The sequence below is a fragment of the Pseudomonas sp. genome (genome assembly GCF_049301935.1).
Lineage (GTDB): Bacteria > Pseudomonadota > Gammaproteobacteria > Pseudomonadales > Pseudomonadaceae > Aquipseudomonas.
The window spans coordinates 1-22,339 of the sequence record NZ_JBAQLP010000134.1; the positions used below are offsets into that span (position 1 = coordinate 1).

26 protein-coding genes are annotated in these 22,339 nt (G+C 60.0%); 1 reads left to right on the plus strand and 25 read right to left on the minus strand.

Translation table 11 applies throughout. The features are described from left to right. From WA145_RS17450 to trmJ, 19 genes are all read right to left on the minus strand, one after another. A partial coding sequence (locus WA145_RS17450; RefSeq protein ID WP_422582804.1) for a GTPase occupies positions 1-173 on the minus strand: 173 nt, incomplete at its 3' end. 129 nt (positions 174-302) lie between these two features. Beyond that, entirely contained in the window at positions 303-1,454 is a 1,152-nt protein-coding gene (gene bamB / locus WA145_RS17455; protein ID WP_422582805.1) for an outer membrane protein assembly factor BamB, read from the minus strand. Next, positions 1,447-2,028, minus strand: a complete 582-nt coding sequence (locus tag WA145_RS17460; protein ID WP_422582806.1) for a tetratricopeptide repeat protein — start codon at positions 2,026-2,028, stop codon at positions 1,447-1,449. The genes bamB and WA145_RS17460 overlap by 8 nt, the downstream gene beginning before the upstream one ends. A gap of 100 nt (positions 2,029-2,128) precedes the next feature. Next, positions 2,129-3,418, minus strand: a complete 1,290-nt coding sequence (hisS, locus tag WA145_RS17465) for a histidine--tRNA ligase (protein WP_422582780.1) — start codon at positions 3,416-3,418, stop codon at positions 2,129-2,131. Between the two features lie 18 nt (positions 3,419-3,436). Then, positions 3,437-4,546 (minus strand): flavodoxin-dependent (E)-4-hydroxy-3-methylbut-2-enyl-diphosphate synthase, encoded by a 1,110-nt coding sequence (gene ispG, locus WA145_RS17470; protein WP_422582781.1) that lies wholly within the window; start codon positions 4,544-4,546, stop codon positions 3,437-3,439. Position 4,547: 1 nt separating this feature from the next. Then, the gene (locus tag WA145_RS17475; protein ID WP_422582782.1) at positions 4,548-5,555 is read right to left on the minus strand and encodes a RodZ domain-containing protein; all 1,008 of its coding nucleotides are present in this window, start codon (positions 5,553-5,555) and stop codon (positions 4,548-4,550) included. Further along, positions 5,555-6,313, minus strand: coding sequence for a type IV pilus biogenesis/stability protein PilW (gene pilW / locus WA145_RS17480; RefSeq protein ID WP_422582783.1), 759 nt, complete (start codon positions 6,311-6,313; stop codon positions 5,555-5,557). The genes WA145_RS17475 and pilW overlap by 1 nt, the downstream gene beginning before the upstream one ends. A gap of 13 nt (positions 6,314-6,326) precedes the next feature. Beyond that, positions 6,327-7,475 (minus strand): 23S rRNA (adenine(2503)-C(2))-methyltransferase RlmN, encoded by a 1,149-nt coding sequence (rlmN, locus tag WA145_RS17485; RefSeq protein ID WP_422582784.1) that lies wholly within the window; start codon positions 7,473-7,475, stop codon positions 6,327-6,329. Between the two features lie 23 nt (positions 7,476-7,498). Further along, entirely contained in the window at positions 7,499-7,930 is a 432-nt protein-coding gene (gene ndk, locus WA145_RS17490; RefSeq protein ID WP_422582785.1) for a nucleoside-diphosphate kinase, read from the minus strand. Positions 7,931-8,024: 94 nt separating this feature from the next. Then, entirely contained in the window at positions 8,025-8,225 is a 201-nt protein-coding gene (gene iscX, locus WA145_RS17495; RefSeq protein ID WP_422582786.1) for a Fe-S cluster assembly protein IscX, read from the minus strand. Between the two features lie 14 nt (positions 8,226-8,239). Further along, positions 8,240-8,581 (minus strand): ISC system 2Fe-2S type ferredoxin, encoded by a 342-nt coding sequence (gene fdx / locus WA145_RS17500; protein WP_422582787.1) that lies wholly within the window; start codon positions 8,579-8,581, stop codon positions 8,240-8,242. Between the two features lie 2 nt (positions 8,582-8,583). Further along, a complete protein-coding gene (hscA, locus tag WA145_RS17505) occupies positions 8,584-10,449 on the minus strand; it encodes a Fe-S protein assembly chaperone HscA (RefSeq protein ID WP_422582788.1) in 1,866 nt (621 codons plus the stop codon). Between the two features lie 51 nt (positions 10,450-10,500). Then, positions 10,501-11,022, minus strand: a complete 522-nt coding sequence (gene hscB, locus WA145_RS17510) for a co-chaperone HscB (protein ID WP_422582789.1) — start codon at positions 11,020-11,022, stop codon at positions 10,501-10,503. A gap of 7 nt (positions 11,023-11,029) precedes the next feature. Beyond that, positions 11,030-11,353, minus strand: a complete 324-nt coding sequence (gene iscA, locus WA145_RS17515; protein ID WP_090248639.1) for an iron-sulfur cluster assembly protein IscA — start codon at positions 11,351-11,353, stop codon at positions 11,030-11,032. A 12-nt stretch (positions 11,354-11,365) separates the two neighbouring features. Beyond that, on the minus strand, positions 11,366-11,752 hold the full coding sequence (gene iscU, locus WA145_RS17520) for a Fe-S cluster assembly scaffold IscU (RefSeq protein WP_040261926.1): 387 nt from the start codon (positions 11,750-11,752) through the stop codon (positions 11,366-11,368). A gap of 47 nt (positions 11,753-11,799) precedes the next feature. Continuing rightward, on the minus strand, positions 11,800-13,014 hold the full coding sequence (locus tag WA145_RS17525; protein WP_422582790.1) for an IscS subfamily cysteine desulfurase: 1,215 nt from the start codon (positions 13,012-13,014) through the stop codon (positions 11,800-11,802). A gap of 48 nt (positions 13,015-13,062) precedes the next feature. Further along, positions 13,063-13,554, minus strand: a complete 492-nt coding sequence (gene iscR / locus WA145_RS17530; protein ID WP_090248642.1) for a Fe-S cluster assembly transcriptional regulator IscR — start codon at positions 13,552-13,554, stop codon at positions 13,063-13,065. Between the two features lie 137 nt (positions 13,555-13,691). Next, complete coding sequence (cysE, locus tag WA145_RS17535; RefSeq protein ID WP_422582791.1) at positions 13,692-14,468, minus strand: serine O-acetyltransferase; 777 nt, start codon at positions 14,466-14,468, stop codon at positions 13,692-13,694. Further along, positions 14,461-15,240: a tRNA (cytosine(32)/uridine(32)-2'-O)-methyltransferase TrmJ gene (gene trmJ, locus WA145_RS17540; protein WP_422582792.1), complete on the minus strand. Its 780-nt coding sequence runs from the start codon at positions 15,238-15,240 to the stop codon at positions 14,461-14,463. Before trmJ ends, cysE begins: the two co-directional genes overlap by 8 nt. Positions 15,241-15,385: 145 nt before the next feature. Here trmJ and suhB point away from each other — a divergent pair, with 145 nt between their 5' ends. Further along, on the plus strand, positions 15,386-16,201 hold the full coding sequence (suhB, locus tag WA145_RS17545) for an inositol-phosphate phosphatase (RefSeq protein ID WP_422582793.1): 816 nt from the start codon (positions 15,386-15,388) through the stop codon (positions 16,199-16,201). Between the two features lie 61 nt (positions 16,202-16,262). Here the strand turns inward: suhB and WA145_RS17550 are convergent, their stop codons facing one another. From WA145_RS17550 to queA, 6 genes are all read right to left on the minus strand, one after another. Then, complete coding sequence (locus tag WA145_RS17550) at positions 16,263-16,802, minus strand: glycine zipper 2TM domain-containing protein (RefSeq protein ID WP_422582794.1); 540 nt, start codon at positions 16,800-16,802, stop codon at positions 16,263-16,265. Positions 16,803-16,928: 126 nt separating this feature from the next. Further along, positions 16,929-17,834: a protein translocase subunit SecF gene (secF, locus tag WA145_RS17555; protein ID WP_422582795.1), complete on the minus strand. Its 906-nt coding sequence runs from the start codon at positions 17,832-17,834 to the stop codon at positions 16,929-16,931. A 9-nt stretch (positions 17,835-17,843) separates the two neighbouring features. Then, a complete protein-coding gene (gene secD / locus WA145_RS17560; protein ID WP_422582796.1) occupies positions 17,844-19,712 on the minus strand; it encodes a protein translocase subunit SecD in 1,869 nt (622 codons plus the stop codon). 62 nt (positions 19,713-19,774) lie between these two features. Next, the gene (gene yajC, locus WA145_RS17565) at positions 19,775-20,110 is read right to left on the minus strand and encodes a preprotein translocase subunit YajC (protein WP_090248652.1); all 336 of its coding nucleotides are present in this window, start codon (positions 20,108-20,110) and stop codon (positions 19,775-19,777) included. 39 nt (positions 20,111-20,149) lie between these two features. Beyond that, on the minus strand, positions 20,150-21,265 hold the full coding sequence (gene tgt / locus WA145_RS17570; RefSeq protein WP_422582807.1) for a tRNA guanosine(34) transglycosylase Tgt: 1,116 nt from the start codon (positions 21,263-21,265) through the stop codon (positions 20,150-20,152). 14 nt (positions 21,266-21,279) lie between these two features. Then, positions 21,280-22,329, minus strand: coding sequence for a tRNA preQ1(34) S-adenosylmethionine ribosyltransferase-isomerase QueA (queA, locus tag WA145_RS17575; RefSeq protein ID WP_422582797.1), 1,050 nt, complete (start codon positions 22,327-22,329; stop codon positions 21,280-21,282). Between the last annotated feature and the right edge of the window lie 10 nt (positions 22,330-22,339).

A 22,339-nucleotide genomic window follows, 5' to 3' on the forward strand; every position in this document is an offset into this window, starting at 1 on the left:
CCGGTGTCGATGACGATATAGGTTCGCCCCTGCCACTTGGCCTCGCCGTACTGGCGATCACGGGTCAGACCAGACAGGTCGCCGACAATCGCGTCACGGGACTTGGTCAAGCGGTTAAACAGGGTGGACTTGCCGACGTTCGGGCGGCCCACCAGGGCAATTACGGGAACCATTAGGCTCTCCACTTCGTTATTTCAGAAAATACAAAAGCCGCTGCAGGGGCAGCGGCCGGAATTCATTGCACTGGCCAGTGCTACACAACCCTAGGTGCTGTGCAGCATAGCCAAAGCGTTAGCGAGCGATCACTTGATGGTCAGCGCCACCAGATTGCCGCCGTTGCCGTAGGCATACAGCCAATCACCCACAACCAGCGGACGGGCACGCAGGCCGCCGCTGTCGATCCGCGTACGGCCGACAAAACGACCGTCCACCTGGCTGACCAGGTGCAGGTAGCCTTCCAGGTCACCAAATGCGATGTAGCTAGAGAACACTTCCGGCGCCGACAACTGGCGACGCGCCAGGGCGTCATTACTCCAGAGCGCCGAAGCCGAACGCTCGTCGATCCCTTCCACGGTACCGCTGGCCAGGCTTACGTAAACACTGCCATAACCCTGGGCCACACCGACCGAACTGGACGCTTCACGCTGCCAGAGGATACGACCGCTTTCCAGATCCAGCGCCGCAACGCGGCCCTGGTAGCTGACGGCGTACAGAGTGCCCGCCGAGAGCAGCAAGCCACCGTCGATATCGACCACACGATCAAGCTCGGAGCGCCCTTGCGGAACGGCTACACGCTGTTCCCAAACCGGAATACCGCGCTGAGCGTCCAGCGCAATCACCTTACCGGTGGACAGCCCGGCAATCGCCAGACGATTGGTCAGCACCGGGCTGCCAGTGCCGCGCAGGGTCAGTACGGCCGGGGTGTTTTCAAAGATCCAGCGCTGCTCGCCGCTGTTCATGTCCAGAGCGATCAGGCGGTCATCCTGGGTCTGTACCAGCACCACGTCGCCGTTCAGCGCCGGCGCAGCCAGCACTTCACTGGTCACGCGGGCGCGCCACTTCTCTTCACCGTTGGCGGTGTCGAGGGCGATGATCTCGCCTTTCAGCGTACCAACCACCACCAGGCCATAGCCGGCAGCGACTGCACCGGACACCGGGAGCTCCAGGTCGGCTTTCCAGATGACTTTGCCGGTCATGCGGTCCATGGCGACAACCAAGCCTTCGACATCGGCGGCATAGATCTGCTCGCCATCGATCGCCGGTACCAGCATGTTGAAGGACTCGCCCTGGCCGTCGCCAATCGAACGACTCCACTCTTTCTGCAGGCTGACTTCTTCCTCAAACTTGGGTAGATCGGCCGGTGGCAGTTCCTTCTTGCTATTGCTGCTGCAACCTACGGCCAGAACGGCCAGGGCCAGCAGTGCGGCATTCTTCCAGCGCATCACGTCACGCATCCCCTTTTGCCAGATCATCCAGCTTCATTTGCAGACCACCGACAGCGGCATCTTCAGAGAGCGCAGCCTTGGCTTTTTCGTAGGCGGCGTGCGCATCGTCGGCACGGCCGAGTTGCACCAGCAGATCACCTTTGAGTTCTTCACGGCTGGCGGCAAAGGCCGGCGCAACCTTGGTATCCAACAGTTTCAGGGCGTCTTCGGCCTTGTCTTGCGCAGCCAGCACACGCGCCAGGCGCTGACGAGCCAGCTCAGCCAGGCTGTCATCCGCCGGCTTGTCGATGATCGCCTGCAGCTCGCTGGCAGCGTCATCCAGCTTGCCCGCTTCGACAGCAACCTTGGCCACAAACAGACTGCCGTATTGGGCGTAATGGGTGCCGGCGAAATCTTTTTTCAGGGTACCAGCCAGCTCTGCGACCTTAGCGGCGTCAGGCTTGCCGCTCGGATCTAGAGCAGCTTCGAGCAATTGCTGATACACCAGCGAAGCACTCTGGGACTGATTAGCCTGATACTTCTGCCAGCCCTGCCAGCCGAACACCACCACCAACGCCAGCGCAACACCGGTCAGCAAAGGCATGCCATTGCGCTGCCACCAGTCCTTGATTACCGCCAGCTCTTCTTCATCGGTACGCGAAACCACCCCAACACTCCTATTCGCTAAATCACTCAACAGGCGCTCAGGCCTGATCGGCGCAGGTCGCCAGATGATCGGCCAATGCCGACCACGCAATACTTTGTTGTTCGCCCTGACCGCGCAGCGGCTTGCAACCTACCACTTGCTGGGCCAATTCGTCTTCACCCAAGATCAAGGCGTACAACGCGCCACTCTTGTCGGCCTTCTTGAACTGACTCTTGAAGCTGCCCGCCCCGGCATTGACCTGCAGACGCAGGTTGGGCAGCTGATCACGCAGTTGCTCGCTCAAGGTCAGCGCCGCCAGTTCAGCGGGCTCGCCGAAGGCGCACAGGTAGATGTCGACCGTACGGGCGATTTCAGCCGGTACTTTACCTAGAGTTTCGAGCAACAGCACCAAACGTTCGATGCCCATGGCAAAACCCACGCCCGGCGTCGGTTTGCCGCCCATCTGCTCGACCAGGCCGTCATAGCGACCACCGGCGCACACCGTGCCTTGGGAACCGAGCTGATCGGTTACCCACTCGAACACCGTCTTGCTGTAGTAATCCAGGCCACGCACCAGCTTGGGGTTGATCACGTACGGCACGCCGGCCGCATCCAGACGGGCCTTAAGCCCCTCGAAATGCACGCGCGACTCGTCATCCAGGTAATCTGCCAGCTTCGGCGCGTTCACCAGCAGGGCCTGAGTTTCCGGCACTTTACTGTCCAGCACGCGCAACGGGTTGCTGCCCATACGGCGGCGGCTGTCCTCATCCAGCTGATCGGCATGGGCAGTCAAGAACTCGACCAGCGCATCGCGATACACCGCGCGCGCGGCGCTGGTGCCCAGGCTGTTGAGTTCAAGTTTCACCGCATCACGGATACCCAGCAGGCCCCACAGGCGCCAGGTCAGCACGATCAGCTCGGCATCGATATCCGGGCCGTCGATATTGAAGACTTCCACACCAATCTGGTGAAACTGGCGATAACGGCCTTTCTGCGGACGCTCGTGACGGAACATCGGGCCGATGTACCAGAGTTTCTGGGTCTGCCCACCGCCCGCCAGACCATGCTCAAGCACAGCGCGCACACAGGCGGCGGTGCCTTCCGGACGCAGGGTCAGGGAGTCGCCATTACGGTCGTCGAAGGTGTACATCTCTTTTTCGACGATATCGGTGACTTCACCAATCGAGCGCTTGAACAGCTCGGTGAATTCAACGATCGGCATACGGATCTGCCGATAGCCGTAGCCATCCAGCAGACCGCCAACAGCACCTTCGAAGTAGCGCCAAAGCGGGGTCTGCTCAGGCAGGATATCGTTCATGCCACGGATGGCTTGCAGGGACTTGCTCAATTCATTTCCTTAACGGTGTTAGCTGCGCACAATCAACGCGGCGTCAGCTGCGACCTTGTCGGCCGCTTTCTGGCGGATCAGCTTTTCCAGCTCATCGACCAGGTTGTCATTGCCCAGCTTGAGCGCCGGCTTGCCATCGATATAGATCAGATTGGGCGAGCCACCGGTCAGACCGATATGGGCTTCCTTGGCTTCGCCAGGGCCGTTGACCACGCAACCGATCACCGCCACATCCAGCGGCACCAACAGGTCTTCGACGCGCTGTTCCAGCTCGTTCATGGTCTTGACCACATCGAAGTTCTGCCGCGAGCAGCTCGGGCAGGCGATAAAGTTGATGCCGCGAGAGCGCAGGCGCAGCGATTTGAGGATGTCGTAGCCAACCTTGATCTCTTCCACCGGATCGGCAGCCAGGGAAATACGGATGGTGTCGCCGATGCCTTCGGCCAGCAGCATGCCCAGGCCTACGGCCGACTTGACTGTACCGGAGCGCAAACCGCCGGCTTCGGTGATGCCCAAGTGCAGCGGCTGCTCGATCTGCTTGGCCAGCAGGCGGTAGGCCTCGACGGCCATAAACACGTCGGAAGCCTTTACGCTGACCTTGAAGTCGGGGAAATTCAGACGATCCAGATGCTCGACATGGCGCAATGCCGACTCAACCAGCGCAGCAGGCGTGGGCTCGCCGTATTTCTTCTGCAGGTCTTTTTCCAGCGAACCGGCGTTGACCCCAATACGAATCGGAATGCCCTTGTCACGCGCCGCCTCAACCACCGCGCGCACACGGTCTTCGCGACCGATATTGCCCGGATTGATACGCAAACAGTCGACGCCCAGCTCGGCAACGCGCAGGGCAATCTGATAATCGAAGTGGATATCGGCCACCAGCGGCACGCGCACCTGCTGCTTGATCTTGCCGAAAGCCTCAGCAGCGTGCATATCCGGCACGGAAACCCGCACGATATCGGCACCGGCATCTTCCAGGCGACGGATCTGCGCCACGGTGGCGGCTACATCATTGGTGTCGCTATTGGTCATGCTCTGCACGGCGATGGGCGCATCGCCACCCACAGGTACGGAACCGACCCAGATTTTGCGTGAAATACGGCGTTTAATCGGTGACTCGCAATGCATGTTACTGCCCACCCAACTTCAGACGCGCGGTCTCACCGGAGATAAAGGGCGCCACATCGACCGGACTGCCATTCAGGCTGACCTGCACACCACGGGCATAACCCAGGCGCAGCTCTAGCGGGGCCTTACCGGCCAACTGCAGGCTATCGCCTTTGCGCTTGAGGGCACTGAACAATACCTTGCCATTGGCATCGGTCAGTTGCGTCCAGCAATCGGCAATAAAGGTCAGGCTGACCACTGCCTCGCCTGCAGCGGCTTGCACTGGAGCGACTTCAACTGGAGTTGCGGGCACAGCCTCGGCGACAACAGGTGCGGCATCGGCCGCAGCAGCGGGCACTGCCGGAACGCTTGCCGTTTCGGCGAATGTTTGCGGCTGTTCAGCTTGCGGGGCTACGGCTGCAGCCTCGCTGCCGGCAGCGTCTGGCAATGCAGCAGCCTCCTCAGACAGCAGCGGCAACGCGGCTTCTGTATCCAGCTGGGCAGCTTCCACCGCCTGGTCTTCCGGCTCATCCAGCGGATGAATCTGCGTGGTGCCGTCGGCGCCCTCTACTTCAACATGTTCAAGGCTGGTTGACGCCAGGTCTTCGGCGCGGCGCTCGGCCTGCTCCTGCCACCAGAAGAAGCTCAAACCAGCCAGCGCCAGCAACACACCAAAACTGACCATGCGCAGGATGCGTTGCGAGTAGCTCACCGGCTCCTCGATGCGCCCCAGGCTGTGCACATTGCTACCGGCGGCGTCGCTGCCAGTAAACTGATCGAATTCCAGCACCAGACGGTTCTGATCGACTTCCAGCAACTTGGCGTAAGCCCGCACATAACCGCGGGCAAAGGTGTGCCCAGGCAGCTTGTCGAAGGCACCTTGCTCAACCTGACTCAAGCGCTGCGGGGTCAAGTTCAACTGCGCGGCAACCTCGGCAATGGTCCAACCGCGGCTCTCACGAGCCTTGCGCAAAGTCTCACCCGGATTGATACGGGGAACTGCTAGCACTTCTGGATGCGCCGCTTTCATCATTGCTCCGCCAGGTATTGCTGATATTCCGGGGTACCCGGATAGAGTCGCTTCAACTGCAAACCGAGACTCGCGGCATTGTCGCGCTCCTCGAAAATCTTCGCCAAACGCACGCCCAACAACAGGCTTCGCGCACTGTGTGGGGCTAACCCTAGGTAACTCTCGTAATAGCCGCGTGCCGGCACATAGAGATTGTCCTCATAGGACAACTGCGCCATTTCCAGCAATGCGCGGGGCTGGCGGCTGTTCAGGCGCAGCGAACGCTCGAAATAGGCCTTGGCCTGTTCGCGTTGTTTGAGCTGCAACGAGGTCAGACCGAGGTTTTCAAAAACTCGCGAACGCTCAGGGTAAAGGTTGTCCTGAGCTGCCTGGGTGTAACGTTCGAGAGCTTCCTGATAGCGCTTCTGCTCATACAGGAAACTGCCGTAGTTATTCAGCAGGCGGGGATCGCCATGGCGCTGCGAAATGGCCTTGCGGAAGTGCTCATCCGCCAGCTTCGGCTCCATCTCAATCTGAAATGCTAAAGCCAGAGCAGCATGCGCGTCCGCATTGGAAGAGTCGAGTTCCAGAGCCTTTTTCAGCGGCACTTTGGCTCGCTCAGTTTCACCCTTCTGCAGATAGCCGATGCCCAGTTGGACATAAGCATCGCGGGCTTCTTCGCGGCCCTTGGCGGTTTTCATCGGATCAACATTACCGGTAGTCACGCAACCGGCTAACAGACTGGCGGCCAACAGCAATAACGCGGGACGCAAGGTCATGGGTATCCTCCCCTCAGGTTCGATTGGCGGCGGAACTCGGCGTTTCGGCCTCGCTACTCAATTCACGCACAGCAATATAGCGCTCACTACGGCGGGTACGGTCCATAACCTGGCCAACCAACTGGCCACACGCCGCGTCAATGTCCTCACCCCGCGTGGTACGTACGGTGACATTGTGTCCGGCTTTGTGCAGCAGGTCCTGGAAACGGCGAATAGCATTGTTGCTGGGCCGCTCGTACCCGGAGTGGGGGAAGGGATTAAACGGAATCAGATTGATCTTGCAAGGCACATCTTTGAGAAGTGCGATCATTTCCTCAGCGTGCTCAGTCTTATCGTTTACATCCTTGAGCAGGGTGTATTCGATAGTCAGCACGCGTTTCTCGCCCAGGCGCGAGACATAACGCTTACAGGCCGCCAGTAGCATTTCCAGCGGGTACTTCTTATTGATCGGCACCAGCTGGTTGCGCAGCGCATCGTTCGGCGCATGCAGCGACAGCGCGAGCGACACATCAATCACTTCGCCGAGCTTGTCGATCATCGGCACTACGCCTGAGGTGGACAGCGTCACCTTGCGCTTGGAGATACCGTAGCCGAGGTCGTCCATCATGATTTTCATGGCGGCAACCACGTTGTCGAAGTTCAGCAACGGCTCACCCATGCCCATCATCACCACGTTGGTGATGGCGCGGTCGATCTTCGCCGGTACGCTACCGAACGACTTGTTGGCGATCCACACCTGACCGATCACTTCGGCAGCGCTCAGATCGCTATTGAAACCTTGTTTACCGGTCGAGCAGAAACTGCAATCCAGCGCGCAGCCGGCCTGCGACGACACACACAAGGTGCCACGCGAGCCCTGGGGGATATACACGGTTTCTACGCAACTGCCTGACGCCACGCGCACTACCCACTTGCGGGTGCCATCAGTGGAAATATCTTCGCTGACCACTTCCGGGCCGCGGATTTCAGCACAGGCCTTGAGCTTTTCGCGCAAGGCCTTGCTGACATTACTCATGGCATCGAAATCATCGACACCAAAGTGGTGAATCCATTTCATCATCTGGCCGGCACGGAAACGCTTTTCCCCGATGCTGTCGAAGAATTGCTCCATTTCTGCCTGGGTCAGACCCAGCAGATTGATTTTACCGGTCGCTTCAGTCATGGCTTCACCCTCACCCGATTCGCTTAGCGAATACGTGCGCAAACTTCGGTTGCAGCGAAGAAGTAAGCGATTTCACGGGCAGCAGAAGCTTCGGAATCGGAACCGTGAACAGCGTTTTCGTCGATGGAAACCGCGAAATCAGCACGGATGGTGCCGGCAGCCGCTTCTTTAGGGTTGGTAGCGCCCATCAGCTCGCGGTTAGCCAGAACAGCGTTTTCGCCTTCCAGAACCTGAACGATAACCGGACCGGAGGTCATGAAAGCCACCAGGTCCTTGAAGAAGCCGCGCTCGCTGTGCTCAGCGTAGAAGCCAGCAGCTTCGCGCTCGGACAGTTGAACCATTTTCGAAGCAACGACGCGCAGGCCGGCTTTTTCGAAGCGGCTGGTGATCTCGCCAACTACATTCTTGGCAACGGCATCGGGCTTGATGATGGAGAAAGTGCGTTGAACAGCCATGTGAAACTCCAGAAACAGTGATTAAAGCGAAAAATTAAACCCGCGAATTATACGCGGGTTCCGATTAAATGCGTAGGCCAGGCCAAAAGGCCGATTAATCAGCCTCTTCGATCCAGGCTGCCTGAATGGCTTCCAGCACCTTTTCACCGCCGCGCTGCGGGTCATCGGAAAAATCCGGCAACTCCAAAACCCAGCGATGCAGATCGACGAAGTTTACGTAACGCGGGTCCACCTCAGGTTTGCACTCAGCCAGCTGAATGGCGATTTCCAGAACATCAACCCACTTCAGACTCATAACAGCTCCAGGGATCAGTGCGGCGCTTCGGCGGCGTGGTTGAGCGAGTACTTGGGGATTTCCACGGTCAGGTCTTCATCACCCACAATAGCCTGGCAGGACAACCGCGATTGCGCTTCCAGCCCCCAGGCTTTATCGAGCATGTCTTCTTCCAGCTCATCGGCCTCAGCCAGCGAGTCGAAGCCCTCACGAATAATGCAGTGACAGGTGGTGCAGGCGCACACACCGCCGCAGGCACTTTCGATCTCGATATGGTGCTCGTGCGCCACCTCAAGCAGCGAAGTACCTGGCGTGACCTCGACCACCAGCCCCTCCGGACACAGCACCGCGTGAGGCAGAAAAATGATCTGCGGCATGCTTATTCCTCAATCTCATCAAGACTACGGCCGGCCAGGGCGGCCTTGACCGTGGCATCCAGACGACGCGCGGCAAAAGCATCCGTCACCTGGGTCAAACGCTTGGTTTGCTGCTCAATCGCCAGACCATCACTGCCGGCCATCAAGCCACGCAACTGCTCTATCTGCGCGTCGATGGCCAGGCGCTCATCAGCATCCAGCAACCGCTCGCCATCGGCCAGCAATGCCGCTTCGACCGCTTCCAGCAAACGCTGAGCATCGACCTGCTGCTCGCGCAGCACACGGGCAACCTTGTCGTCACCGGCATTTTTGAAGGAGTCCTGCAGCATGCGGGCGATTTCGCCATCGGTCAGACCATAGGACGGCTTGACCTGGATACTCGCCTCGACGCCCGAGGCCAGCTCGCGGGCCGCCACACTCAGCAGGCCATCGGCATCCACTTGAAAGGTCACGCGAATCTTCGCCGCGCCGGCAACCATCGGCGGAATACCGCGCAACTCAAAGCGCGCCAGGGAGCGGCAATCGCTGATCAGTTCGCGCTCGCCCTGCAGCACATGCACCATCATGGCCGTCTGACCATCTTTATAGGTGGTGAAGTCCTGCGCGCGAGCCACGGGAATAGTGGTGTTGCGCGGAATCACCTTTTCCATCAGCCCACCCATGGTTTCCAGGCCGAGCGATAGAGGAATCACATCCAGCAACAGCAGTTCTTCGCCATCACCGCGCTTGTTGCCCGCCAGGGCATCGGCCTGAATCGCCGCACCGATGGCCACCACCTGATCCGGATCGATATCGGTCAACGGCTCACGGGCAAACAACTCGGCGACCGCCTGACGCACACGCGGCACACGAGTAGAGCCACCCACCATGACCACGGCTTCGATTTCTTCCAGCTCAATTCCGGCATCACGCACCGCGCGACGACAGGCCTTGAGGCTGCGCGCCAGCATCGGCTCAATCAGCGCGTCGAACTGCTCACGACTCAATTGCCCGGTCCAGCCGGCATAGCTGAGGCTTGCCATCGCGCTGTCGGTCAGCGCCTCCTTGGCAGCGCAGGCCGCTTCCAGCAATAGACGCTGCTGCGTTGGATCAAGATCAGAGGAAATCCCTGCCTGCTCAACTATCCAGCCGGCGATGGCATGGTCGAAGTCATCGCCACCCAGCGCGCTGTCGCCGCCAGTGGCCAGCACTTCAAACACGCCACCGGTCAGGCGCAGCACGGAAATATCGAAGGTGCCGCCGCCCAGGTCATAGATGGCGACCACGCCCTCGGCATGCTGATCCAGACCATAGGCCACGGCAGCCGCAGTCGGCTCGTTAAGCAGGCGCAGCACATTCAGACCAGCCAGACGCGCAGCGTCTTTAGTGGCCTGGCGCTGCGAGTCATCGAAATAGGCCGGCACCGTGATAACCGCACCCACCAGCTCCCCACCGAGGCTCGCTTCAGCGCGTTGACGCAACACCTTGAGAATATCGGCCGAGACTTCAACCGGGCTCTTCGACCCCTGCACGGTCTCGATAAACGGCATATGTGATTCGCCGCCAACAAAGCGGTACGGCAGCTGCTCGCCAAGCTGTTTGACGTCCGCCAGGCCGCGCCCCATCAGACGCTTGACCGACAGCACGGTATTCAGCGGGTCGGCCGATGCGGCCGCCTTGGCGACTTCGCCCACCTCGACCCGATCCGCGTGATAGCGCACGGCGGAGGGCAGGATAACCTGCCCAGCCGCATCGGCCAGGGGCACGGAAAGGCCGCTACGCACGGCGGCAACCAGCGAGTTGGTGGTACCCAGATCAATCCCCACGGCCAGGCGACGCTGGTGTGGCTGTGGGCTTTGTCCGGGCTCAGCGATCTGCAGTAAGGCCATGGTTAATCAGTGCTTATCTAGACTCGGGCACGCCTCTGGGGCCTGCGCGCGTTAATCGTCGAGGCGCTCTTCCAGCTGGCGAACCTCGTGGGAAAGCTTGTCGAGAAACTGCATGCGACGCATCAGGCGCTCGGCCTCTTCACGTCGCGAAGCATCATCCCAACAAACCGCAAAACTTTCGCTGAGCTCATCCTGAGCCACCTTCAAACGCCGCTTGAACTGCGCCACACCCGCCAGGTCCGCACTGTCGTGCAGATCTTCCAGCTCTTCGCGCAGCTGCATCTGCTGCAGCAGGAAATCCGCATCCTGCACCGTCACTTCCAGCGGCAACTCGGGGCCGCGTAGCGCCAACAAATAGCGGGCGCGCCGCGGTGCACTCTTGAGCGTGCTGTAAGCCTCGTTAAGGCTGGCGGACTGCTCGAGAGCCAGACGCTGATCACGCTCGGAAGCATCGGCAAAGCGATCCGGATGGACATTGCGCGCCAGCTCGCGATAACGCACGGCTAGCTGGTCAAGATCCAGGCGGAAGCTTGGCTGCAGGTCAAATAAAGCAAAGTGACAAGGACTGCCCACACGCGCCTCAGATATTGAAGCTTTCGCCGCAGCCACATTCGCCGCGCACATTCGGGTTGTTGAACTTGAAGCCTTCGTTCAACCCCTCTTTAACGAAGTCCAGCTCGGTGCCATCGAGGTAGACCAGACTCTTGGGATCGATGATCACCTTGACGCCATGGTTCTCGAACACTTGATCTTCGCTGGCGGCCTCATCGACAAACTCCAGCACATAGGCCAAGCCGGAACAGCCCGTGGTGCGCACACCCAGGCGAATACCTTCGCCCTTGCCACGCCCTTCAAGAGAGCGACGCACGTGCTGAGCGGCAGCTTCGGTCATGCTGATAGCCATCGACAAACCTCCTTAGAGCAAGCCTTTCTTCTGCTTGTAATCGCGCACAGCGGCCTTGATGGCATCTTCGGCGAGTACCGAGCAGTGAATTTTCACCGGTGGCAGAGCCAATTCCTCGGCCAGCTGGGTGTTCTTGATGGTTTCCGCTTCGTCCAGGGTCTTACCCTTCATCCACTCTGTGGCAAGGGAGCTGGAAGCGATCGCCGAACCGCAGCCATAGGTCTTGAACTTGGCGTCTTCAATCACACCCTGCTCGTTGACCTTGATCTGCAAACGCATCACGTCGCCGCAGGCCGGCGCGCCGACCATGCCGGTACCGACGTCCGGATCTTCCGCATCCATCTTGCCGACGTTGCGCGGGTTTTCGTAATGGTCGATAACCTTTTCACTGTAAGCCATGCTGGTATTCCTTCCTCATCAGAGAGCCGCTCTTGCTCGGCGACTATTTAGTGCGCCGCCCACTCGATCTTGGAGATGTCGACACCGTCTTTGTACATATCCCACAGCGGCGACAATTCGCGCAGCTTGGTGACCGCTTCGCAGACTTTCTGCGCGGCGTAATCGACTTCTTCATCGGTAGTGAAGCGGCCGAAAGTAAAACGAATCGAGCTGTGTGCCAGTTCATCATTGCGGCCCAGGGCACGCAATACGTAGGACGGCTCCAGGGAAGCCGAAGTACAGGCCGAGCCAGACGAAACCGCCAGATCCTTGAGCGCCATAATCAGCGACTCACCCTCAACGTAGTTGAAGCTGAGGTTGAGGTTGTGCGGCACACGGGCGCTCATGCTGCCATTGATGTACAGCTCTTCCAGACCATCGACCTGCTTGAAGAAACGATCACGCAAAGCCTGGATACGCTGGTTTTCCTGGAGCATTTCTTCCTTGGCAAAGCGGAAGGCCTCACCCATGCCGACGCACTGGTGAGTCGCCAGGGTGCCGGAGCGCATGCCGCGCTCGTGACCGCCGCCATGGGTCTGGGCTTCCAGACGCACACGCGGTTTGCGCCGTACAAACAGCGCGCCGACACCTTTCGGGCCATAGGTCTTGTGCGCGGAGAAGGACATCAGATCGACCTTGAGCGCGTCCAGATCGATGGCCACCTTGCCGGTGGACTGCGCCGCATCAACATGCAGGAACACGCCACGCGAGCGGGTTAATTCACCGATTGCGGCAATATCGTTGATCGTGCCGATCTCGTTATTCACGTGCATGACCGACACCAGAATGCTGTCCTCACGCAGCGCCGCCTCGATCATGGCCGGGGTAATCAGGCCGTCTTCGCCAGGCTCGATGTAGGTCACTTCGAAGCCTTCGCGCTCAAGCTGGCGCATAGTATCCAGCACCGCTTTGTGCTCGATTTTCGAGGTGATCAGGTGCTTGCCTTTAGTCTTGTAGAAATCGGCGATGCCCTTGATCGCCAGGTTGTTGGACTCGGTAGCACCGGAGGTCCAGACAATCTCACGCGGGTCGGCATTAACCAGCTCAGCCACCTGACGGCGAGCGTTTTCCACGGCCTCTTCAGCCTTCCAGCCAAACACATGGGAGCGCGACGCCGGGTTGCCGAAGTTGCCGTCAACCAGCAGGCATTCGCTCATTTTTTGCGCAACACGCGGATCAACCGGGGTGGTGGCGGAATAATCGAGGTAAATCGGCAACTTCATCAATTCTCTCCTAATCAGGTATCAGGCCAGCTAGCCAGCGCGTTGCGCTCAATCGACGGCGGACGTTTCGATCTTATCCAGGTACGGCGTCCTGCCATTGCAGCGGCGCTGATCCTGGCGCTGAGCCACTTCCTGTACTTCACGGCGGGTCACCAAGTCAGCGAGACTGATGCCACTTAAAAATTCGTGTATCTGCTGGCTGAGGTCGCACCACAAATGGTGGGTCAGACAGGTATCACCCGCATGGCAATCGCCCTGCCCCTGGCAGCGCGTGGCGTCGACCGACTCGTTGACCGCGTCAATCACCTCAGCCACCTGAATACCCTGCATGTCGCGCGACAGCTGATAACCACCGCCTGGCCCGCGCACGCTGGACACCAGATTACCGCGGCGCAACTTGGCAAACAGCTGCTCCAGATAGGAAAGGGAAATACCCTGCCGCTCGGAGATATCAGCCAGAGACACCGGCCCGCGCTGAGCGTGCAACGCCAGATCAAGCATGGCGGTGACGGCGTAACGGCCTTTGGTGGTTAGTCGCATGGGGATTACCGCGTGGTCGCAATATGCCGCGAGTATGCAATTCCCGAGTATTTAAGTCAACTATAAGACCTAGTGCCTTAGTCGGGATTAGCCGCAATGAGGGCGCGCAGCATAGCAAAATGCACGCGCGCGCACCATCAAGCCGCAGGCTTGTCTGCGTCTTTGACCACGCCGGCGAAGTCCTCGTCACGCAGTTGCGGCAAATCCTTGGCGCAGTAGTCGCTACCCAAGGACTTGAGCGCGCCGCACATGCCTTCCAGGCGCCCATCCACCGCATGCAGGTGATCGAGCAGCTGACCAATGGCACGCGCCACCGGGTCCGGCATGTCCTGACTCACGCCATAGGCATCGAAACCGAGCTTCTCGGCAATTGCCTGGCGCTTGGCTTCCTGCTCATCATCGGTTTTGACGATGATCCGCCCCGGGATACCGACCGCCGTAGCACCCGCTGGCACCTCCTTGGTGACCACGGCATTGGAGCCGATCTTGGCGCCGGCGCCGACCGTGAACGGCCCCAGCACCTTGGCACCCGCTCCGACCACCACACCATCTTCCAGCGTCGGGTGGCGCTTACCCTTGTTCCAGCTGGTGCCGCCCAGGGTCACACCCTGGTAAAGGGTGACGTCATTGCCAATTTCGGCCGTTTCACCAATCACGATGCCCATGCCGTGATCGATAAAGAAGCGCCGACCGATCTTCGCGCCCGGGTGAATTTCGATGCCGGTCATCCAGCGCCCGAAGTTCGACACCACTCGCGCCAGCCACTTCCAGCCGCTACCCCATAGCGCGTGCGCGATGCGATGCAGCCAGACCGCATGCAAGCCCGGATAGCACGTAATGACCTCAAAGGCATTACGCGCCGCCGGGTCGCGATGAAATACGCTCTGGATATCCTCTCGCATGCGCTCAAACATCTGCCTTCTCCTGCCCAGGGTGCTCGCCACGCGCCGCCTTGATGGTTTCCGTCAAGATACCGCGCAAGATATTCATTTCCAGCTTGCTTATCGCACTGCGTCCGTACAAGCGGCGCAGACGACTCATCAAATGCCGCGGCTTGGCCGGATCGAGAAACCTGATTTCAACCAATGCCTGTTCCAGGTGGCGATAAAACGACTCCAGCTCATCCGCCGTAACCGGCTGCGAGCTCTGGATGGCCGTGGCCTCCAGCTTGAGCGTCTTGGTCGGCTGGTTTTCTGCCGCCAACCAGGCCATACGCACCTCGTAAGCCAGCACCTGCACCGCCGCCGCCAGATTCAGCGAACTGAACGCCGGGTCAGACGGAATGTGCACATGAAAATGGCAGCGCTGCAATTCTTCATTGGTCAGGCCGGCATACTCACGACCGAACACCAGCGCCACTTCGCCACCCTGCTGCGCCTGCTCGCACGCCGCCACGCCACATTCGCGCGGATCCAGCAGCGGCCAGGGAATACGCCGATCCCGCGCACTGGTGCCCAACACCAGACTGCAACCGACTAACGCTTCCTCCAGTGTGCCGACCACCTGCGCCGCATCGAGAATATCGCTGGCGCCCGAAGCGCGCGCCACCGCCTCTCCACTGGGAAAGTCCTGCGGATCGACCAGCACCAGCTGCATCAACCCCATGTTTTTCATGGCCCGCGCCGCGCCACCGATATTGCCCGGATGACTGGTACCGACCAACACAACACGAATATTTTCCAGCAACGCAAACGCTCACAGACAAGCCTATAGAGAAGTAAATCTTACAGAAGCCACCCGCCTTACGCCACGCAAGGCGCAGGTTGCACTTCAACCGCCGAGCTTTTCTGCTAGAATGGCCGGCTTTCTTTAACGACCCAGGTGAACATCCATGCAGCCCATGCTGAATATCGCGCTGCGCGCAGCCCGTAGCGCCGGCGAAATGATCTTCCGCTCGACCGAACGCTTGGACGTCATCTCGGTCGACGAGAAAGAAGCCAAGGACTATGTAACTGAAGTAGATCGCTCTGCCGAGCAGCTGATCATTCAGGCCCTGCGCAAAGCCTTCCCGAACCACGGCATCCTCGGCGAGGAAAGCGGCCTGAGTGAGGGCAGCGGCGATGGCGCCGATTACCTATGGATCATCGATCCACTGGACGGCACCACCAACTTTATCCGGGGTATTCCGCACTACGCCGTCAGCATCGCCTGCAAATACCGTGGCCGCCTTGAGCACGCCGTGATCATCGACCCGGTTCGCCAGGAAGAATTCACCGCCAGCCGCGGCCGTGGCGCCGCCCTCAACGGCCGCCGTCTGCGCGTTGGTAATCGCAAGAGCCTGGAAGGCGCCCTGCTCGGCACCGGCTTCCCGTTCCGCGACAGCCAGATGGACAACCTGGAAAACTACATCGGCATGTTCCGCAGCCTGGTCGGCCAGACCGCTGGCGTTCGCCGTGCAGGCGCCGCGAGCCTGGATCTGGCCTACGTGGCCGCCGGTCGCTTCGATGCGTTCTGGGAGTTCGGCTTGTCCGAATGGGACATGGCTGCTGGCGCACTGCTGATTCAGGAAGCGGGCGGCCTGATCAGCGACTTCAGCGGCGGCCACGAATTCCTGGAAAAAGGCCAGATCGTTGCCGGCAACACCAAGTGCTTCAAGGCCGTACTGACGGCCATTCAGCCGCACTTGTCGGCCTCCTTGAAGCGCTGATCAAGCCACAATAAAAAAGCGCCCCGCGGGGCGCTTTTTTGTACCTAGTGAACCCTGGCGATCAGTTGCTGGATTGATCCACCAACACCAACTGACCATCCTTGACCGGAATCTGCCGGCCCGGATCACTGGCCATGCGCACCTGGCTCACCTTGCCATCCAACTCGTACTTCACGTCATAGCCCACCAGCTTTTCGCTGGTATCGGTCACCGTGCTGCAACGGGTTTCGGTGGTGGTGTAGGTATCACGACTCTGCAGATGCTCTTGCGCCTTATTGCCGGCATAACCGCCACCCACTGCTCCGGCGACTGTCGCCAGCTTCTTGCCGTTGCCGCCACCGACCTGATTACCCAGCAAGCCGCCCACCACCGCACCAATCGCGGTACCGGCTATCTGGTGCTGATCCTTGACCGGCGCCTGACGGGTGACCGCCACATCCTTACAGACCTCGCGCGGCGTCTTGATGGTTTCCTTGATCGGCTTAACCGCCAGCACTTCGGCATATTCCGGCGCGCTGACGATGTTGTAAGTAGCCACCGCGCCACCCGCCGTCACACCCACGGCACCCAATACCGCGCCTACCAACATTGACTTGTTCATACAGGCCTCCTTGAAACCGCTGCTTGGCGCTCAACGCGCCTTACTCCCTGCCTTGGAGCATAAAAAAACCGGGCAAGTTCAACACCTGCCCGGCTCACTCAATCATTTGCGATAAAGCGCACAGATTCAGGGGCGCTCATCGACCTCTTCTTCCACCACCGGTGGAATCAGGTCATCGACCGTCAGATCCAGCCACACCAGCACCACGTTGGCGATATAGACCGACGAGTAAGTACCCGCGCTCACCCCGACAAACAGCGCCACCGAGAAGGCGAACAGGTTGTCGCCGGCGAATATCAGCAGTGCGGCAATCGCCAGCAAGGTGGAGATCGAGGTCGCCATGGTGCGCAGCAGGGTCTGCGTGGTAGAGATGTTGATGTTTTCAATCAACGTCGCCTTGCGCAGCACGCGGAAGTTCTCGCGCACCCGGTCGAACACCACAATGGTGTCGTTCAGCGAGTAGCCGATGATCGCCAGCAACGCCGCCATCACCGTCAGATCGAAGGTGATCTGGAAGAACGACAGAATGCCCAGGGTGACAATCACGTCGTGGATCAGCGAGACAATCGCACCCACGCCGAACTTCCATTGGAAACGGAAGGCCAGGTACAGCATCACCCCACCCAGCGCCAGCAGCAGACCAAGTCCACCCTGGTCGCGCAGCTCTTCCCCCACCTGCGGGCCGACGAACTCGACCTTTTTCACCTCAAGCTGCTCGCCGGTCTGGCGCAGCGCGGCGGCCACCTTGTTACCCAAATCAGGATCGCTGCCCTGCATGCGCACCACCACATCGGTGGTGGCGCCAAAGCTCTGCACCACGGCATCGGCATAACCGGCACCGGCCAGCTGCGCACGGATATTACCGAGGTCTGCCGGCTGCTCGTAGCTCAGTTCGATTTGCGTGCCGCCGGTAAAATCCAGCCCCAGGTTCAAGCCCTTGGTAAACAGGCTAACCAGTGCCAACAGCGTCAGCAGCAGGGTGAAGGCGAACGCAATATTGCGCACCCCCATGAAGTTGATCGTACGATTCATCACAGCCCCTTAAATCCACAACTTCTTGAAGTCACGCCCGCCGCACGTCAGGTTGACCATGCAACGCGTCACCAGAATGGCGGTAAACATCGAGGTGAGAATACCCAGCGACAGGGTCACGGCGAAGCCCTTGACCGGCCCGGTACCCATGGCGAACAGAATGCCGCCCACCAGCAGGGTGGTCAGGTTGGCGTCGACAATCGCCGAGTAAGCCCGATCAAAACCCTCATGGATCGCGCGCTGGATCGACATGCCATTGGCAATCTCTTCACGAATACGCGAGAAGATCAACACGTTGGCGTCCACCGCCATACCCATGGTCAGCACGATACCGGCGATACCCGGCAGGGTCAGGGTGGCGCTGAGCAACGACATCAGTGCCAGCAACAGCACCATGTTCAGGCCCAGGGCAATGGTCGCCAGCACACCGAAGAAACGGTAAATCGCGATGATAAACAGCGAGACAAACAGCATCGCCCACAGCGACGCACTGATGCCCTTGGCAATGTTATCCGCACCCAGGCTCGGGCCAATGGTGCGCTCTTCGGCAAAGTACATCGGCGCCGCCAGCCCACCGGCACGCAGCAACAACGCGAGCTCGGACGACTCGCCCTGACCATCCAGGCCGGTGATGCGGAACTGGCTGCCCAGCGGCGACTGAATGGTCGCCAGGCTGATGATCTTCTTCTCTTCGACGAAGGTCTGCAGCTCGACTTCCTTCTCGACGCCATCCACCACCTGGCGCACGTAGCGGGTTACCGGCTTCTGCTCGATAAAGATCACCGCCATGCTGCGCCCGACATTGTTGCGGGTCGCGCGGTTCATCAGGTCGCCGCCGCGGCCATCCAGACGGATATTCACCTGCGGGCTGCCGTTCTCATCGAAACTGGCCTGGGCATCGGTCACCTGATCACCGGTGATGATCAGATCACGCTCCAGCTGCGCCGGCGGACGACCTTCCTCGCGGAATTCGAAGCTTTCGGTCGCCGCCTTGGCCGCATCTGGTTCGGCGGCCAGACGGAACTCCAGGTTGGCGGTTTTGCCGAGAATACGCTTGGCTTCGGCGGTGTCCTGCACACCTGGCAGCTCAACCACGATGCGGTTGGCGCCCTGACGCTGGACCAGCGGCTCGGCCACGCCCAGCTCGTTGACCCGGTTACGCACGGTGGTCAGGTTCTGCTTGATCGAGTATTCGCGAATCTCGACCAGCTTGGCCTGAGTCAGCGCCAGACGCAGCACCTGCTGCTCGCCACGCTGCACGGTGGTCAGGTCAAAATCGGTGAAATCCTTACGAATCAGCTGCTGAGCCTTCTCCAGCGTCGCTTCATCGGCAAAGCCCAGCTGGATGGCGCCATCCAGCTCAGGCAGGCTGCGATAACGCACGCGCTCTTTACGCAGCAGGCTCTTGACCTCGCCTTCGTAAACCTTGCGGCGCGCATCCAGGGCTTTGTCCATGTCCACTTCCATCAGGAAGTGCACACCACCGGACAAGTCCAGGCCCAGCTTCATCGGGCTGCCGCCCAGGTTGCGCAGCCAGTCCGGCGTGGTTTGCGCCAGGTTCAGGGCCACTACGAACTCATCGCTCAAAGCCTTGCGCACCAGCTCTTTGGCTGGCAGCTGGTCTTCAGCGCTGTTCAAGCGCAGCAAACCGGCACGGCCCTGATTGGCCAGGCTCACGGCTTTTACGCTAATACCGGCTGCTTCCAGGGCGCGGCTGGCGCGGTCCAGATCGGCCTGCTCGACGCGCATGGCGGAGCTGTTGCCACTGATCTGGATCGCCGGATCATCCGGGTACAGATTGGGCGCGGAATAGAGGAAGCCGATTGCCAGCACAGCCAGAATCAGCAGGTACTTCCAGAGGGGAAACTTGTTGAGCATGACGCCGCCCGTTATGACGCGGGGCGCATTAAGCGCCCCGTCGAATGGTAAAGGTGTGTGGCTTAGATCGCTTTCAGCGTGCCTTTAGGCAGCGAGGCGGCAATCGCCACTTTCTGAATCTTCAGTTCGACCGTGTCGGACACTTCGATTACCACGAAGTCATCGGAAACCTTCGACACCTTGCCAGCGATACCGCCGCTGGTTACCACTTCATCACCTTTCTGCAGGCCGCTGATCAGACCCTTGTGCTCTTTGGCACGCTTGGCCTGTGGGCGCCAGATCATCAGATAGAAGATGACCAGAAAGCCGACCAGAAATACCCATTCAAAGCCACTACCAGCAGGACCGGCAGCCGGTGCGGCGCCTTCAGCGAAAGCAGCGGGGATAAAAAAGCTCATGTAACACTCCTGTTGCAAGGGTCTTTAAAAGGTTGGGAATCAATCCAGAGGCGGCGTTGGCAGCCCGCGTTTGGCATAGAAGGCATCGACAAAGGCGGCCAATGTACCCTGTTGAATAGCCTCGCGCAAACCAGCCATAAGCACCTGATAATGCCGTAAGTTGTGGATTGTATTGAGCATGCTACCGAGCATTTCGCCACATTTATCCAGATGGTGCAGATAGGCGCGGGAGAAATGTTTGCAGGTGTAACAGTCGCAGGTTGGGTCCAGCGGCGAATTGTCCTGTTTATGAAAGGCATTGCGGATTTTCAGCACGCCAGTGTCGACGAACAGGTGGCCGTTGCGCGCGTTGCGGGTCGGCATCACGCAGTCGAACATGTCCACACCACGGCGCACGCCTTCAACCAGATCCTCCGGCTTGCCCACGCCCATCAGGTAACGCGGCTTGTCGGCCGGCAGCTGCGCAGGCAGGTAATCCAGCACCTTGATCATCTCGTCTTTCGGCTCGCCAACGGACAGACCACCAATGGCATAACCGTCAAAACCGATCTGCTCCAAGCCATCCAGGGAGACCTTGCGCAATTCCTCATGCATGCCGCCCTGAACGATGCCGAACAGCGCCGCCGTGCTTTCACCATGCGCCTCTTTCGAGCGTTTGGCCCAGCGCAGCGACAGCTCCATGGAACGCTTGGCCACATCGAACTCGGCCGGGTACGGCGTGCATTCGTCGAAGATCATCACGATGTCGGAACCCAGGTCGCGCTGCACCTGCATTGACTCTTCCGGCCCCATAAACACTTTGGCGCCATCAACCGGTGAGGCGAAGTACACGCCCTCCTCCTTGATTTTGCGCATGGCACCCAAGCTGAACACCTGAAAGCCGCCAGAATCGGTAAGGATCGGCCCCTGCCACTGCATAAAGTCGTGCAGGTCGCCGTGCTTCTTGATCACCTCGGTGCCGGGACGCAACCACAGGTGGAAGGTGTTGCCGAGGATGATCTGCGCACCAATCGCCTCGATATCCTGCGGCAACATGCCCTTGACCGTGCCATAGGTGCCCACCGGCATAAACGCCGGGGTTTCCACCACGCCACGGGGAAAAGTCAGCCGACCACGCCGCGCCTTGCCCTCGGTCGCCAACAATTCGAAAGACATGCGGCAGGTGCGCGTCATAGCTGCTCCTCAGGCCCGCGCGGCGCGGGGTTGCGGGTGATAAACATGGCATCACCGTAACTGAAAAAACGATACTCACCGGCAATCGCCGCCTGATAGGCCGCCATGGTTTCCGGGTAACCGGCAAACGCCGACACCAGCATCAGCAGGGTCGATTCCGGCAAATGGAAGTTGGTCACCAGCGCATCGACCACATGCAGCGGCCGTCCTGGGTAGATAAAGATGTCGGTGTCACCGCTGAAGGCCTTGAGCACGCCGTCACGGGCGGCGCTTTCCAGCGAGCGCACGCTGGTGGTGCCAACGGCAATCACCCGACCGCCACGCGCACGACAAGCCGCCACCGCGTCGACCACAGCCTGGCCGACCTCCAGCCACTCGCTGTGCATATGATGGTCTTCAATGCGCTCAACCCGGACCGGCTGAAAGGTGCCCGCACCCACGTGCAGGGTGACGAACGCCTGCTCAACGCCCTTCTCGGCAATTGCCGCGAGCAGCTGCTGATCAAAATGCAGCCCGGCGGTCGGCGCCGCAACGGCGCCAGCGCGGTCGGCATACACCGTCTGATAGCGCTCGCGGTCGGCCTGTTCGTCCGGACGGTCGATGTAAGGCGGCAACGGCATATGCCCCACCCGCTCCAGCAGCGGCAGCACGTCTTCGCTAAAGCGCAGCTCGAACAGCGCATCGTGGCGGGCCAGCATCTCGGCCTCGCCACCGCCGTCGATCAAGATCACCGAGCCCGGCTTCGGCGATTTGCTCGCACGCACATGGGCCAGCACACGATGGCTGTCCAGCACGCGCTCAACTAGGATCTCCAGCTTGCCACCGGAAGCCTTCTGGCCGAACAGCCGCGCCGGAATCACCCGGGTGTTGTTAAACACCATCAGATCGCCAGGACGCAGGTAATCCAGCAGATCACTGAACTGTTTATGCGCCAGCTCACCCGTCGGCCCATCAAGCACCAGCAAACGGCTGGCACGGCGTTCGGCAAGGGGATGGCGGGCAATCAGAGCGTCTGGCAGCTCGAAATTGAAATCGGCAACACGCATGGTCGGAAGG